The organism is Clostridium sp. B9 (assembly GCF_050509515.1).
GTDB lineage: Bacteria > Bacillota > Clostridia > Clostridiales > Clostridiaceae > Sarcina.
The window spans coordinates 2,486,416-2,502,862 of sequence record NZ_JBNWKA010000003.1; the positions used below are offsets into that span (position 1 = coordinate 2,486,416).

Annotated in this window: 10 protein-coding genes; 2 read left to right on the top strand and 8 right to left on the bottom strand. The window is 27.9% G+C overall.

Going from position 1 to position 16,447, the window contains the following annotated elements; genetic code table 11:
- Positions 1-12 precede the first annotated feature (12 nt).
- The 3 genes from ACQZHJ_RS11040 to ACQZHJ_RS11050 form a co-directional block, all read right to left on the bottom strand.
- On the bottom strand, positions 13-1,338 hold the full coding sequence (locus ACQZHJ_RS11040; RefSeq protein ID WP_430485608.1) for a beta-propeller fold lactonase family protein: 1,326 nt from the start codon (positions 1,336-1,338) through the stop codon (positions 13-15).
- 420 nt (positions 1,339-1,758) lie between these two features.
- Positions 1,759-2,382 carry a hypothetical protein gene (locus ACQZHJ_RS11045; protein ID WP_430485609.1) on the bottom strand — a complete coding sequence of 208 codons (624 nt, stop codon included), beginning with the start codon at positions 2,380-2,382 and terminating at the stop codon, positions 1,759-1,761.
- Positions 2,383-2,513: 131 nt separating this feature from the next.
- Positions 2,514-3,707 carry an HNH endonuclease gene (locus ACQZHJ_RS11050; protein WP_430485610.1) on the bottom strand — a complete coding sequence of 398 codons (1,194 nt, stop codon included), beginning with the start codon at positions 3,705-3,707 and terminating at the stop codon, positions 2,514-2,516.
- 199 nt (positions 3,708-3,906) lie between these two features.
- On the opposite strand from ACQZHJ_RS11050, the gene ACQZHJ_RS11055 reads away from it, so the two are divergent.
- Both ACQZHJ_RS11055 and ACQZHJ_RS11060 read left to right on the top strand, forming a co-directional pair.
- The gene (locus ACQZHJ_RS11055) at positions 3,907-5,856 is read left to right on the top strand and encodes an FAD-binding protein (RefSeq protein WP_430485611.1); all 1,950 of its coding nucleotides are present in this window, start codon (positions 3,907-3,909) and stop codon (positions 5,854-5,856) included.
- Between the two features lie 117 nt (positions 5,857-5,973).
- Complete coding sequence (locus tag ACQZHJ_RS11060) at positions 5,974-6,867, top strand: carboxypeptidase-like regulatory domain-containing protein (RefSeq protein ID WP_430485612.1); 894 nt, start codon at positions 5,974-5,976, stop codon at positions 6,865-6,867.
- Between the two features lie 44 nt (positions 6,868-6,911).
- On the opposite strand, the gene ACQZHJ_RS11065 is transcribed toward ACQZHJ_RS11060, so the two are convergent.
- From ACQZHJ_RS11065 to ACQZHJ_RS11085, 5 genes are all read right to left on the bottom strand, one after another.
- Positions 6,912-7,358 (bottom strand): hypothetical protein, encoded by a 447-nt coding sequence (locus tag ACQZHJ_RS11065; protein WP_430485613.1) that lies wholly within the window; start codon positions 7,356-7,358, stop codon positions 6,912-6,914.
- 172 nt (positions 7,359-7,530) lie between these two features.
- Positions 7,531-7,935: a hypothetical protein gene (locus ACQZHJ_RS11070; protein ID WP_430485614.1), complete on the bottom strand. Its 405-nt coding sequence runs from the start codon at positions 7,933-7,935 to the stop codon at positions 7,531-7,533.
- Positions 7,936-8,153: 218 nt separating this feature from the next.
- Positions 8,154-8,516, bottom strand: a complete 363-nt coding sequence (locus ACQZHJ_RS11075) for a hypothetical protein (protein WP_430485615.1) — start codon at positions 8,514-8,516, stop codon at positions 8,154-8,156.
- A gap of 245 nt (positions 8,517-8,761) precedes the next feature.
- Complete coding sequence (locus ACQZHJ_RS11080; protein ID WP_430485616.1) at positions 8,762-9,667, bottom strand: HD domain-containing protein; 906 nt, start codon at positions 9,665-9,667, stop codon at positions 8,762-8,764.
- A gap of 157 nt (positions 9,668-9,824) precedes the next feature.
- Positions 9,825-16,445: a DUF7507 domain-containing protein gene (locus ACQZHJ_RS11085; protein ID WP_430485617.1), complete on the bottom strand. Its 6,621-nt coding sequence runs from the start codon at positions 16,443-16,445 to the stop codon at positions 9,825-9,827.
- Positions 16,446-16,447 lie beyond the last annotated feature (2 nt).

A 16,447-nucleotide genomic window follows, 5' to 3' on the forward strand; every position in this document is an offset into this window, starting at 1 on the left:
TTAAAAATTTAATTAAGATATACTATCTATTATATTTTGAGCACTTATTATCAAATCTGCACCAGCAGCTATTGTAATACAACCTTGTCCAACATATAAAGTTACTTGCTCTTTAAATATTTCTAATTGCTGTTTTACCAATAAAATTCTAGTAGCAAAATCTACTTCCTCATTACAAAGTATTTCGATTGCTAAATTTAAAATATTTATAAGTGCAACATCTCCACATGTTATATCACCTGAATCAACATAATCAATAATCTTTTGAATTAAATCAAGAATCATATCTTTTATTGGATCTTTTGGTGGTAATCCTGCTCCTAACACCACTATTGAATTCGGATTTATACCTACTGGTATTATAGCTATTACAGAATTTGTAGTTAAGTCTATAACCGAAACTGTATTATCATAATAATTACTTACATAACCACATAAATTATCTGGTGATATAGCCATATCTATAGGATAATTTCCTACAGGAACTGTAGCTCCAACTATCTCTGTAGCTAAATTTAAAACTGATATATTATTACTTTGTTTATTTAATACATATCCTACTACTCCATCAGGCCTTAAAACAATTTTAGTAGGATCTGTGCCCACCATAACTGTATTTGTTAAGGTATCTGTAGCTGTACTAAATACATTTAAATCCGTAGTTGTTCTTATTGGTACATATACTTTTGAACCATCTGGTGATATTTTTATAAATCCAGCATTTCCGGCAAGATTTAGTACTTTTAGAACTAGATTTGTAGCTGTATCAATACTTGTTAGTTTTCCTGTATAACTAGAACCTACATAAAGTTTACTATCATCAGGTAATAACTCACCATTTGTTGGTGAATTTGGTGTTCCTATTGTATGAATAACAGTGTTAGTCGCCGTATCTATAACTGATACTTGATTTGAACCTTCATTTATTGCATATGCTGTTAAGTTATCACTAGAAACAACAACTTGCAAAGGTGTTGTCCCAACAGGTATGGTAGCTGAAACAGTATCTGTAGCAATATCTATAACAGATATACTTCCTGCAAAGAAATGATTTGGAACATATCCTTTAGTTCCATCAGGACTTATTGTCATTCCATAAGGTTGGTTTCCAACTGCAATTGTATTAACAACTGTATTAGTTGTTAAATCAACTACTGATAAACTGTTTCCATAACTGTTAACTACATACATCTTAGTTTTATCTGGTGTAACTGCCAATGCTCTTGGCTCTTTTCCAACCACTAGTGTTTTTATAACGGTATTTGTAGCTGTACTTATTACTGAAACTGTATTAGAAACTCTATTAGCAACATATGCATTATATCCACCTATTGTCATAACTTCCTCCTCAGTGTAAATTTACACTTCAAATTAATATAATTCATTTGAATTTGTATATATTGAATAATTCAATATATAATATAATATTACATAATAAATAAAAACGTTCTTCATATAAACTCATACTGACTTAAATAGAACTATTTTAAATATTTTTATAAATTTCGAAAAAACTCTATCAAAAAGCTTAATGTTTACATAATATATATTAAGATTAATTTTAATGCTTAATTTCGCCTCTCTTATGTAAGCTTATTAGTAGTCCAAAAAGCCTACCGAAGTTAGTTAACTTTTATTTTTGGTAAAATTTTAAGCTGTTCTAGTCTGTACAACTAGAACAGCTTCTTTTTTATTCATATTACAAAAAAAATAGATGCATAAGAAATATTATTTCTATTGCATCTTAATAAAATACTATTAACTTAGTTCTTTATAAAGCCTATTTAATTCAGTTATTATATATTCTTCATCCAAAGTTCTATAAAAATCTACTTTTATACTTACCCCTGATTCTAAATGAAACATCCAGCCTTCAAGCATATTTAGATAGATTTCTTCTAATGCTTCAAGATTGCTTATAGCTTTGCTATTTATATAAGTTTTATATTCTTCATTTTTAACAGCAAAATCTTCATACTCTCTTAGCCTATTAGAATCTTTACTTATAAGCTCTAATTTCCCATCAAAGTTTATTATCAAGGCATTTTCATCATCTTCATTATTACATAATAAAGATTTAAGTTCTTCTTTCTTAAAATAGTGAGGCTTTTCTTCCCTATGAACAAGTATTTTAAAAGAAAAATCAAAATTTCCTAACATACTAAGACTCCCTGATTTTATTCTTACTTTCTCTGAGTTAATAATAACTCTTCTATGTTCCTTAAGCCATCTTTCTGCTTCTTCATGAGTTTTGAATATCATGTCCTCTTCTAAATCAACATTTTTGAAGTTATCCTTAAAAGCCCACTCTCCATTTTTCTTTAGTCTATAACTATTGTTTGTCACTAAAAAAGTTTTATAAGCATTAATTGTGAAAAACATTTTGTATCACCTCGAAGCTATTATACTATGCAATCCCTTTTTAATTAGAAACTTTACCGCATATTAATATAAGTTTTACCTAGGTTATAATTTTATACATAAGTCAAAACAAAATGTTTCAAAACATAAAACTATAATTTATTTTCTCTAATTTTTTCTCTAACTTCCTCTATAGTGTATGTTGGTATTTTACTATGAATTATGCTATGACAATTAGGACAGACAGGTCTTAAATCTTCATATGGATTTAGTGTATGACCATCTTCCATATCTAAATTTTCTTTAATATAATGTACTTCTAAACTTTCATTACTATCTTTTCCATATATATTTTCCAAGTTAGTTCCACAGCATAAACAATAACTTCCATGTTTGCTTAAGCACTCTTCTCTCGCATTTATATCTCTCTCATACTTTTTAGTTCTCATATTTAAAAGTTCTTTTTCTAACTCCTTATATGCCATTTCCTCATTTAAATTTTTAATACTAAATATATGTTCACATAGTTCTTTAGCATAAACCTCTTTTAATGAATTTGCTACTTTATTAACATTGCTTATAAGCTTTCTAAAATCACATTTTTCACCCTGCTCTTCTCTAATAAGATCTTCTCCAATTGCTATCTCGTTATTTCTATCATAATTATATTTTATATTTTTAAAGTCATTATCTCCTTTAAAACCTAATCTCCACCTTATTTCTTCTTCACTTTCTTTGCCTGTATAACTATCTGCTTCTTTTTTCATTCTATTCTTAAAACTAGATTCTTCTCTAGTTTTATCTATTGACTTATCTTTAAAATCCAACTTTTCTTTAAGATTATTCAGAGTGCTTAATCTCTTTTGTTTTTCTTCTAAGTCGATTTTCTCTCTACTAATAAGTCTTAATAAAAATGTATTGCTACTATCTCCTACATAAAAATCAATATGTTCGGCATACTTTCTTGGTATATTAAATAATTTTTTATTAAACTTATTATAGTACTCTGTTGTATAATTATAACTTTTAGATAATTTTTCTTTAAAAAGATTTTGTAAATCCTTATCATAAATTAAAGACACTACTTTATTTCCAGATACTCTACTAGGTAAAAGTAATACTGCATTAAAAACTTCATTATTACATAATATTTTTACTTTTAATTTTTCTCTTATAGTTTGATCCATATATATATTATTTAAAAACTTAACTTGATAACTTAAAGGAATATTTATTCTGAAACCATTAAAAATACTATAATCAGCATTTTTTCTTCCAATATACTTTATGTCATCAATATTTATTTTTTCCCATGAACTTATTTTCTCAACACCATTATTTCTCACTTAATTCACCATCCATAAATTCATAATTATAACTACTTTCAAATACTTACAGGCTATTTTCCCTTCTATAATTTATTAAAGAATTTACTAATTTGTTACTTTAAATATCTAATCTTTACTATTCTATAATGGCATACCAACACATCAGCTCTCAATTTAACATATTATGGATAATAAATATATAAAAAGGAGTTTACTGATGAGTCCCAAATGCAAATTTAATATAATAAGACCTAATGATTCTTCTTATAATAAGTGTAGAAAAAATTATAATTTAGCTATAGATAATTATCCTTCTGGAATTGCCCTTTGTTGTAATGAATATGATATTATAAAATCGCTTAAATTTGCTAAAGATCATAATTTAGATTTTAGAATAAGAAGTCATAGACATGATTTTGAAGCTAACAGTAATCTGAATTGTGGACTTGTTATAGATTTGAGCAAAATAAACTATGTTAATGTAGATGAAACCGAAGAAATTGCTACTGTTGGTGGAGGCGCTACTTTAGGTGATATATATGACAATTTAATAATCAAAGGATTTACTACTCCTGGAGGTACATGTTCAGATATTGGTGCTACTTCTCTGGCTACATCAGCCGGTATTGGTTATGCTACAAGATATCTAGGTCTAACTCTAGATAATATTGTAGAAATAACTTTAATAGATTCAAACTTAGAAAAAATAATTATTAATTCTAATACTAATTGGGATTTATTTTGGGCAATCAAAGGCGCTCAGCCATCTAGTTTTGGTGTAGTCAGTGAAATTAAATTTAAAATACACAAGGTATCTAATGTTTCTTACTTTAAAAGCACTTGGTATCTAGATAATGCTATAGAGCTTATTGATACCTTTCAAAACTTTGCTTTTATGATTGATGAAAGACTTACAATGAGTTTAACTCTTTCTAAAGAATGTAATGAATCTATAGAGCTTAGCATAAATGGTCAATTTTTCGGATCTAAGACTGAACTTGAAGCTTTAATATTACCACTTTTTAACATCGCTAGACCTAAATCTCTAATCATTGACACTGTTCCTTATGCAAATATTCTTGAAATTTGGAATAAAGAGTGTATTCCTTCAAATAGATTTAAAAATAGCGGATCATTTCTTTATGAAAACTTAAACAGAGATGCAATAGATAATATCCTAAACTTTATAAAGAAATCTCCTAAGGGCTACCTTCATAGTATAGAAATGCGCTCTCTCGGTGGAAAAGTATTGTCATTTCCTAATAATACTGCCGTATTCCCTCATAGAGAAGCGCACTATCTTCTACAAATAAAATGTATATGGGAACCACCTCATAATGCAACTTTGAATCAACATTGGACAAATACTTTCAAACATTATTTAGATACAGTTGGAGTTGGAACTTATAGAGGATTTACTGATTTTAATATATGTAACTGGCAATTTCAGTACTTTGGATATAATTATAATATATTAAGAGAAATTAAAAGCAAATACGATCCAAAAAACTTCTTTAAATTTTATCAATCAATTCAACCACTTAAATATGATTTTTCTAAATTAACCGGATATATAATAACTCCTGATTCCACTAATTACGATGAGGTAAGGACTCTATATAAACTTCACTTTTATGAATATTATCCTATAGTTATAGTATATGCCTCCAACTTTGATGATGTAAAAAATGCAGTTCTTTTTGCTAAAAACAACTACGTAAGTATAAGAATAAAAGATGAAGTTTATCAGTATGAAGGGTTTAGTAACGAAAACTATTCACTACTATTAGATATGTCAAACCTTAATAGTTTTAAATTAAATCTTTATTATAATACCATCACTATAGGTCCTGGAATAACCTATAATGAAATTTGTGAAAAACTTTATATAAACGGCTATCAATTTATTGAAAGAAACTCTACTATGCCTAAAATAAATATACAGTTATCTGAATATAATTCCGAATCTCACTACCCAATTTATGGATTACCTTATGATAACTTAACTTCCATAAAGCTAATAGACAATACTGGTACTCTAATAATGGCAAATACTAATTACAATTCTGACATTTTTTTTGCAATAAAAGAAGGTAGAGAAGTGCTTGGAATAATCGTAGAACTTACTTTTAAAATTATACCAATAAAAAAAGCTACTCCATATTAATATGACTTATATAAAAATTAAAACTATAAATTTTTTTAGTTACAATAGATTAATTATAGTTCATATCTTAAAATTTTCATATTATATAGTAAAAGTAATTTTATGAGGAGATTTCATATGCCTTATATAAATAAAAAAGTTTATCCTTTGAAAAGTAGTGCTGAAGGAACATTAGAAACCACAGAGAATGCACTTTTAAAATTTGCAGACCTACAGTTAGCTACGCCATATACAATTTCAAACTTCCAAGGAGTTTATGGCAATGTAAAAGATTCTATAAGTGTGTCAATTTCTAATGCCTACGTAGCATTAAAGCCCTCAAGTGGCTCTATAGTTTATATGGTACAAACAGACTCAAATGGAAGTTTTGCTATTAACGTGCCGGCTAACACTGATTATCAGCTTAATGTATTAGCTGATGGATTTACAACTTACACTGAAGACTCTATAAACATTGTAGACAGTAAATATATTTCTAGAGAAATTGCTTTAACAGCTGATGCTGAACTTCAAAGCTCTAAAAAAGCTATTTTAGGTAAAGTAACAAGTGATGGTTCAGCTGCTATAGAAAATGCTATAGTAACACTTTATGATATAACAACACCAAATTCTCCAATTACACTAGGATTAACAGCCACTAACGCTGCCGGAGAATATGCATTTATAGGTATAAATCCTACTGCTACTAATTTAAAAGTAGTTGCTGGTTCAACAGCTCATAACTTAGCTGAATCGGCAGTTACCTTCGGTGCTGGAATATTTACAATCATAAATCTTACTGCAACACCTATTATAGCTACTACTTCTAGCTTAATTCAAGGTACAACAACCTCTGATGGTTCTACAATATCACCTAACACAGTAGTCATTCTTTATGAGGGAACTTCTCCTAATGGAATAGCAGTTGCATATACCAAAGCTAATAGCCTTGGTTATTATAGCTTTGTAGTTCCAAAGGCTGACCCAGCTAAAACTTACTATGTTAAAGCAACAAATAACGAAACTATCTAAAAATATTTAGAATCATTTTAATATAAATAAGGTTATGAAATAAACTATTTCATAACCTTTATTACATATTTTCCACTCTTAACTCTTGAAAAATCATAGTTACCATATTTATCTGTATATATATAATCTACAGGATCTAAGCTATTATCATTATTAACTCTAAATAATATTACTTTAGCACCTATTAAATCCCCGTCATCTCTAGCAATTATTTTTCCTACAACAGTTCCAAACTCTTTTTCTTCTTCTGTTCGCTTATAATTTATTATTTGTTTTTTTTCTAATATAAACTCATTAAAGCTTAATCTACTACAAATTAATACTTCATTATAAACACTCTTATAACCAGGATTAGAAATTTTTATCCAATACTTCCCCCAAGGAATAGATAATTTAGCTAAACCAGAAAAATCACTAAAAACCTTATAAAAATACTTTCCATTAGTAATTAAAACATCACAATTATAAATAGGTCTTCTAGTACTCGTCATTACATTTATAATAACTTCCTCTCTCATAATCTAATTACCTCACTCAATATACGAAATATGTCCTTTTAATTATAGTCATCACTATTATACTATTCCTTAATATCATTATTGTAACTAGAGGTATTTTCATTTACAAAAAAGAATACCTCAAAAAATCGAGGTATTCTCTTTATTATAATTCACTAAATTCATTTTCTATATTTTTCAATCTATCATATATATCTTCACATCTACGTTGAACATAATAAGTACTTCCTATGCATTCCATAAAAGCCTGCTTGTCTAGTTTATCAAACCTATTAGTGGCCTCCTCTCGTATTTCATCAAGAGCATTATAGAAATGTATTCCATAAGGGCCTTTTTTCTCTATATCATCTTTGAAAATATTGGTGACTTCTCTTAAATCAAATCTAAATTTCCCATCACAAAAGTCTTCAACAATTATACTATTATAATCTTCACTTATTTTAATACTTTTGAAACTAGTTTCTCCAAATATTTTAGATTCTTCTCTAAACTCCATAATAAGTTTTAAGGCTTCTTCTGCTAACTTCTGTTTTCTCTCAAAATTTCTCATTCACTTTCTCCTTAAAATAAAAATAAAATAAATATAATATAAATACTTTTTGAATCTATATATTTGTAAAAAAATTTACTGATTTATTTTTAATAATCATTTAAAATCATTATATAAATTCTAACATTCATCCTTAACTTATTACAATATTTTCTATCATCTTATTTTTAAATTTATTTTAAATGAACTTTTAAAATTCTTTATACTTTATAATTCAACTAAACAGTTACATTTTCTTTATTATGATTATGCTCTTGAAATTTCTTTAACTTTTCCATAAAGTTATCAAACATATATAAATAAGCCATCATCAATCCAATTGATATAAGAAGACTTACTGTTAGTATCTCCCCTCGTCCAAAGTGTAATATCTCTCTATTGCTTATTAGAACCCCATAAAGTATTAAAGATGCTGAATTCTCTAAAACAACCATCTTTCTCAAATTAAAAGCCGCTTTAATATCATTTTCTCCTATATCTTTATAATTTTCTTCTTTTTGTGAGTAAAGATTGTATATCAAATATGATACAATTCCTATTTGTACTACTAAAAAGATCATTGCTGATAAAAATCCTGCCATATATACTCTACCCCCTTTTATTAAATTACTGACCAATCCTACCTTGTGAAATCGTTTCACACATTTATAATTATATCATTCCACTTATTTTTTTCCAATAACTCTCCTTAGATTTATTAATAAATTAATCTGCATCCATTGCTTACTAATGATAATATAAAGCAAAGGTATATATTAAAATAAATTTTAATACACCTACTTACTCTTGTTATTTATATAATTAATTAGCCTTTTATTGATAAAATTTATAAATATAATTTACTTTCTAGCCTTCTGTCATATTCTGACCATGTATTTTCTTCTGTTTTTTCTTTTAACATAGTAATTTTATTCATTGTTGCATCTACTCCATCAGCATAGTTTACTATATATGCTTCTTCTGTTCGCATTTCTCTTGGAGATCCATACTCTAATTTTCCATGATGTTGAGTTATACATCCTTTTATTCTTTCTATAAAGTCTTCACTATAAATATTAGGATTACTTCTTATTGCTTCATCAATCATTTGAACCCCAATAACTATATGCCCTTCCATTTCCCCTCTCAAAGTATATTTAAAAGGTCCATCATAATATAACTCATATATTTTCCCAATATCATGCAACTTTGCAGCCAAAATAGTAGTTTCCTTCCTTCTACAATTGTATTGCTCACAAAGTACTGATGATAAATACATTACATTTAAAGTATGTTCTGCTAAACCGCCTATGTAATTATGATGCATAGATACCCCACCAATACCTCTTCTAAACTTCTTTAGGAATTCTTCATTCTTAAAAAAATAATCATTTAATGCTTTTCCTTCATTAGAAATTACATATTTATCAGTTAATTCTTCTATATCCTGCATTATTTCATCTATATCCCTAGATACCTGAGGAAGATAATCTGATTCATTATATTCACTTAATATCTTAAATTTTTTAACCTCAAGATTACCATCTCTATGTCCCTCTATTTTTAAGACATTTCCTTCTTTTATAATCTCATTTTCTTTTAATGATATTGTTGCTTTAATATCACCTGTTTTATCAGCCAATATACAAACAGTTTTTATGCTATCTCTAAAAAGTATTTTCATCACCATTAAACTTATCTTTACTGTTTCTCCTGACTTAATTTCTTCTAAAAAAAGCTTTTTCTTACTCATAAATACAACTCCAATTCTAAAATTATAATCTATCAAAAAATATTATTTGCATATATTATTGATTAAATTCAAAAAGAGATAACAAATAAATGTTATCTCTTTAAATAAAATATAAAATTTTATACTCCCAATATACTTTTCTACACATTATATTTATTTAAATTCCACTTTCTAAAATGTAAGTAATATTAAAAAATATTCTTCTGTCATCTAAATTTTTATAATACAAATCCTCTATACTCATATTTATATTGATATAACTTTCGCACTCATTTAATACTGGTATTTTAATCTGAGAACATAAAATAAACTCCTTACTAAAGTTATGAGCACTTATAGTATTTTTAGATATATAGGTAATTGACATAATAACTTTTCCATTTAAGTTTAGTAACTTACCAATAACCGTTCCATTATTTAATGTTGTAAGTTCATTCAAACTTTCAATGTTATCAGAATTTAAAATAAAATCAACATTAAAATCTATTATTTCTTTAATACTAGGCATAGAACTATCTAAGCTAATAATTCCATCTAAATAATCTTGTTTAAAAGCAATTTTATTATATGAAACTATGCATAAGTTACTCAAAGTTTCTAAATTCTTGATTCCCCCTTGAAATTCAACTTGAAATTTAACACGACCTATATTTTTAAATTCTTCAAAACAAGGAACACCTATAACTCGCACTTTAAATGAAATTCTTTTACTTGTGTTAGCTGGTATATTTTCTATCTTAATTCCTAAATTAAAACTTTTCCCTGTTATTTTTTCACCATCCACTCCATTAAAAGAACCTTCAATAAATTCAATTCCTTTTGGTAAATCATCATAAAACAAAATATCAGTTACATCTGCATCAGATGTATTTCTTATAAGAAAACTATAAATTATCGAGTCTCCAATAATGACTTCGCTTGGTATACATTCTTTTATTAAAGCTACTGGATTAACAAAAACATTTAATTTATTTCCCTCAATTTCTACTTTAATAGGATTTTCTTGAGAGAGTATTCTATATTCATATTCCACAATATAAGTAACCTCGGCTGGATTTGGATTTGGTATCTCTTCTATTACTAAACAAAAAGTAAATTCAACACGCTCTCCAGGTGAAACAGGATTAATTATAAAAATCCCGTTAATAGGATCTCCAGTAAATTCAACATTAACCTCTAAACTTCCTTCCACATAGGTAAATCCCTCTGGAATTATAGCTCTTATAACAACATTCTCTGCATCTACATTCCCTATATTTACAAATTCACCTATAAAACAAAATTTACCCCCAACTTCAAGGATAGGTGTATTTTCTTCCCCACCACCTGTATCAATTATGGCTGATTCTACAGTAATACTCACAATATTACTATCAATATTTTCTGTTATTTTAGGTTCTTCTGGATCTAAGAAAAAGGTATATTCAACATTTGCAGTGTTGTTTATTATATTTCCATCTGGTATGCTATCTACAGTAACACTAAAATAAATTATAGCCTCCTTACCTTGATTTAAAGAATCTATTAAGGTTATTTCATAAGGGTAGCTTCCCATGAATAAAACATTTGAACTTAATGAATTATCTATATATGTTGTTTCACTTTGTATAATATCTTTAATTACTACATTAAATAATTCTCCATCCCCATCATTTCTAAATCTTAATGTATACGTAACCTCTTCTCCAACCCCTACTATACTTTTATCACTTTCTTTTACAAAGTTAACATCTACTGATTTTATAGTTATAAAAACAAGATTTGAATCAACAACACCATTTCTTGGAATCCCAAGCGGATCTACAAAATAATTATATTTAACAGCTGAACTCATAATTAAAGTCGTTGTAGCATGTGGAATAATATTCAAACTTCTAAAGCCACTTATTTTTGATGATAATACCTTAAACCGTATTTCTATTCTTTCATTTTGAACTACTGAATTAACTAAACTCATACCACTAACCGGGTCTCCAGTAAAATTCACATTAGCACTAACTGTATTATTTATATAACTTAATTCTGGCGGAATTATATTCGTTACAAATATATTATTAGCATTCGCATTCCCAATATTTTTAAATGTTAATATATATTCTACTTCTCCTCCAGGTTCTACGAAAGACTTATCTACTATAGCTATTGGTTCTATTAATGCAAAATTTATTTGAGTAAATGCTATATTTGTATTTTTAGTTCCACTTCTAAGCGGCTTTGATATATCAACAACATAGTAATAGTTTATATTCACAGTATTTGGCATAGGATTTACAGGTGGAAAAAATTCAACTCTAACTTTATAGGTAATAATAATCTCTTCTCCAGGTAAGATTGGATTTATTAATGTAGCTGTGAAATTTTCTCTATCTACATTTATAGGTACTGTGCTTTTTAGTGAAAATAAAACATATTCTGCTCCTACTGGTATCTGATCAGATAAAAACACATTTCTTAGTGAAATATTCCCTTTATTAGTTATTTTTATTTTATATTCTATTTCTTCTCCTACTTCAGCATAGGCTTTATCAACAGTCTTTATAGTATCAATAGCTGGGCTATTGATTTTAGTAAAAACCCTATTAGTAGTACATGTTCTACTTCTAATTGGCTCTGAAGGATCTACTATATAATCAAAAGTTGCACTTGCAATATTTATAACTGGATTTGAAATTGGTATGCTTTCAACTATAAATATAAATTTTATAATAACCTGCTCATTAGGTATTATTGAATTTAATAAATTTATTGAGGTTAATGGATTTCCTGTAAATGGTACATTACTATTTATTGAACCATCTAAATAAGAAACCCCCTCTGGAACAATATCTGTTATAACCATATTACTTATATTGACATCACCATTGTTAGTAAAAATCAATGTATAATTTAAGTTTTCTCCCACTTCTGCAAATCCCTTATCTACAAATTTACTCCCAATTAAATTAACTGAATTAATCTTTGTAAAAACAGAATTCGTATCCCTATTTCCACTTCTAATTGCTTCACTTGGATCAACTAAATACTTATATGCTATATTCCCTATATTTTCTATAGGATTTATAGATGGTATAAAGTCTATTACAACCATAAATTTTATTATCACTCTTTCCCCTACTCCTACTGGATTTAAAAGATTTATACTTGTTCTTGGATTACCTGAAAAAACTACATTGCTCCACACGGTTCCAGGAATATATCTTGTTCCATTTGGAATATTATCTGTTACAACTATATTTTGAAGAACTACATCTCCTGTATTAGTAAATGTTATTGTATAAGTTAACTCTTCTCCTATTTCTTCAAAAGCTTTATCAACCTCTTTTAATATATTTAAATTAGCACTATTTATTTGAGTAAGTACTGTATTGGTAACTATATTCTTGCTTATAGGTGGATTAATTGAATCAACAATTTCTTCAAATTGAATAGTGGCAGTGTTGCTTATTGGATTACTTATTGGTATCGTATCTACTCTAACCTTATATCTAACAAATATATTTTCTCCTGGTAATATAGGATTAGTTAAAGTTATTGTGCTATTTGGATCTCCACTAAAAAGAACGTTGCTTGTTATTGTTCCTAAAACATAACTTGTTCCATTTGGTGGTTGATCTAATATTTCAACATTATTTCCCTCTACATTTCCTAAGTTAGTTATATTAATCGTATAAGTTATTTCTTCTAAAACTTCTGCAAAAGCTTTATCAACATTCTTTATAACTTCTAATTCTACACTATTAACCCTTGTAACAACTGTATTGCTTACTCTACTTCTATTTTTGAATGTATCTAAAGGATCAACAATATGGGCATAGTATATAGTCATATTGTTTACTATATCATCTGTAGGTGGTATTTCTTTTACCTCAACCTCATAAGTTATAAAAATACTTTCTCCTTGTAATACTGGATTGCTTAATATTATTGATGTATTAGGGGATCCAGTAAAAGGCACATTTATATTTACTGTTCCCTCTAAATATTCAGTGTACTTAGGTACAAACTCTTTCATTATTACATTTAAAGCATCAACATTCCCTAAGTTAGTAAAGGTTACCGTATAAAGTAACACTCCTTTAAGCTCAACAAAGCTCTTATCCACACTCATAACTGGACTTAAATCTGCATAATTAATTTTTGTAGTAACAGTATTAGTTGTTTCATTAATACTAGTTGGTGGTATATCATAATCAATATCTGCACTATTAGGAAGGGGGTCTACCAAAGGTAAACTATTTACTAATATAGAATAACTTACACTCACCACTTCATTTTGTAATACTGGATTTGTTAAAGATATTTGAGTAGTTGGGTCTCCTGTAAATGGTACATTTCCACTTATTGATCCTACTACATAGCTAGTCCCAAATTCTATCGAATCTGTTATTACCACATTTTCTGCATTTGCCCCATTTATATTAGTGAATATTATTGTATAATCTATTTCTTCTCCAATTGTAGCAAAAGCTTTATTAACACCTTTTATTGTGGTATCCCCAGAAATATTAACTTGAGTTCTTACAACATTTGTATTAGTTGTTCCACTTCTTAAAGGCTCTGTTGGATCTACTAAATATTCAAAATCTATAGTTGCAATATTAGAAATTTCACTCGGTGCAGTTGCACCTATTAATAAATCAAAGCTTATACTTGCTGTACTTCCTGGACTAATAGGATTAGTTAAATTTATTGTACTAGTTGGATTCCCTGTAAATGGTACTGTTCCACTTATTGAACCTGGAATATAACTTGTTCCAATTGGTAATGTATCTAATATTTCAATATTTTGTCCATCTACATCTCCTGTATTAGTTATATCTATTGTGTAAGTTATAGTATCACCTATATTGACTAAAAATTTATCTACAGATTTTGTAGAATTTAACGCTGCAGTATTCACCTGTGTAAAAACGGTATTTGTTACTTCTGTAGCTACTCTTGGAGGACTTGAAGGATCAACTATATACTCAAAATCTATATTTGCAATATTTGATATTGGATTTACTAAAGGCAGTGAATCAACTAAAACTCTATATTTTATAAATATTGATTCACCTGGTAGGACTGAATTAACTATATTCACTTGAGTTGATGGATTTCCACTGAATGATACATTGCTATTTATATCTACTACATTATAACTTAATCCACTAGGAAATTGATCTCTTATAACTATATTAGATGCATCTACATCCCCATTATTGGTAATATCTATTGTGTATTCAATAATCTCATTAGTTTCTATAAAGTTCTTGTCAACGCTTTTTGATACTTGTATTAGCGGATCATTAACTTGAGTGGAGACAGTGTTGGTATCTTTGCTTTCTGATACTGGTGGATCTGTAGGCTCAACAATATGATTATAATTTATTGTTGCTACATTCTTTATAGGATTAATACTTGGAATAAAATCAATTACTACTCTATAACTTATTTCAACTGTCTCACCAGCCAAAACTGGATTTATTAAATATATTTTAGTAGTTGGATCTCCTGTGAAAGGAATAGTTCCACTTATTGAACCCCCAACATAACTTGTTCCATTCTGTATAAAATCAACTATAACAACATTTTGCGCACCAACATTCCCACTATTTATGAATTTTATAGTATAAAGTAATTCTTCACCAATTTGCGCAAAAGCTTTATCAACACTCTTTTCTCCAATAAATTCTGCAACATTTATTCTAGTTGAAACAACATTACTATCTCTAGTAGCTAAAACTGGCGGCTCTGTTATTTCAAGTATATACTCATAAGTGATATTGGCTATATTATCTATAAATCTACTTATAGGTAAACTATCTACCCTAACTTTATAGTTTATAATAATAGTTTCTCCATTATTGACCGGATTTACAAGTATAATATCATCTATAGGGTTGCCTGTTATAGGTACATTAGAAGTTAATGAACCTACTATATAAGTTACATCGGTAGAGATGTTATCAATGATAACCACATTATCAGCCGGTACACTTCCTACCGCATTTATTGTTACTGTATATAACAACTCATCTCCAATATCAGCTATTATTTTATCTACAGATTTTACTGGAGTTAATTCTATATTATTTACTCTTGTACGTACCGTATTAGTATTAATTACTGGTAATCTATTTATTAATATCTCTCCTGTATTTGAAATTGGATTAGGTGTAGGTATTACACTTCCAACTTGAACCTGCCAAGATATAGTTACTATCTCACCTGGATTTATTCTAGTTATTGTTAGTCCACTTTGAGGATTTGTACCAGTATAAGTAGTACTTACAAATAAGGCATTTGCATATGTTGTTCCAACTGGAACTTGATCTTTAAAAATGAAATTATCTATTGGTAAAGTTCCTGTATTAATTAAGCTTACATTATAAGTTAGTATTCCATTTAAATCTATAAATGCTTTATCAACGCTCTTAATTCCATTAATCCTAGTATCTTCTATAATTAATTGATAATCTTCTACTTCTCCATCATTTGCAACCCCAAAACTTCTTGTATCTTCTGCAGTTATTCCACCTGTATTAATTAAGTTTTCAGTAGTTAATCTTGCTCTTATAATTGTTGGACCTGCATTTAAAGATACTCCCGTTGGAAGATTAAATTTCAAATTTAAAATTTGACTTACAGGTGAAGGTAATACTAATTGTGTAATTCCCTCATTTGTTTGAAAAACACCATTTCTATTAAAATCTAACCAAGCATACAAATTAGCAGTTAAACCTGTATTGTTTAAAACACTCAATGGAATAGTATATTCTATAGCGTTTAGAGCCATAT

What these genes read in the sequence shown, in the direction of transcription:
- ACQZHJ_RS11055 (WP_430485611.1), top strand. Translation starts at nt 3,907, where the DNA reads ATGAGTCCCAAATGCAAATTTAATATAATAAGACCTAATGATTCTTCT.
- ACQZHJ_RS11065 (WP_430485613.1), bottom strand. Translation starts at nt 7,358, where the DNA reads ATGACGAGTACTAGAAGACCTATTTATAATTGTGATGTTTTAATTACT.
- ACQZHJ_RS11075 (WP_430485615.1), bottom strand. Translation starts at nt 8,516, where the DNA reads ATGGCAGGATTTTTATCAGCAATGATCTTTTTAGTAGTACAAATAGGA.
- ACQZHJ_RS11040 (WP_430485608.1), bottom strand. Translation starts at nt 1,338, where the DNA reads ATGACAATAGGTGGATATAATGCATATGTTGCTAATAGAGTTTCTAAT.
- ACQZHJ_RS11085 (WP_430485617.1), bottom strand. Translation starts at nt 16,445, where the DNA reads ATGGCTCTAAACGCTATAGAATATACTATTCCATTGAGTGTTTTAAAC.
- ACQZHJ_RS11045 (WP_430485609.1), bottom strand. Translation starts at nt 2,382, where the DNA reads ATGTTTTTCACAATTAATGCTTATAAAACTTTTTTAGTGACAAACAAT.
- ACQZHJ_RS11080 (WP_430485616.1), bottom strand. Translation starts at nt 9,667, where the DNA reads ATGAGTAAGAAAAAGCTTTTTTTAGAAGAAATTAAGTCAGGAGAAACA.
- ACQZHJ_RS11070 (WP_430485614.1), bottom strand. Translation starts at nt 7,935, where the DNA reads ATGAGAAATTTTGAGAGAAAACAGAAGTTAGCAGAAGAAGCCTTAAAA.
- ACQZHJ_RS11060 (WP_430485612.1), top strand. Translation starts at nt 5,974, where the DNA reads ATGCCTTATATAAATAAAAAAGTTTATCCTTTGAAAAGTAGTGCTGAA.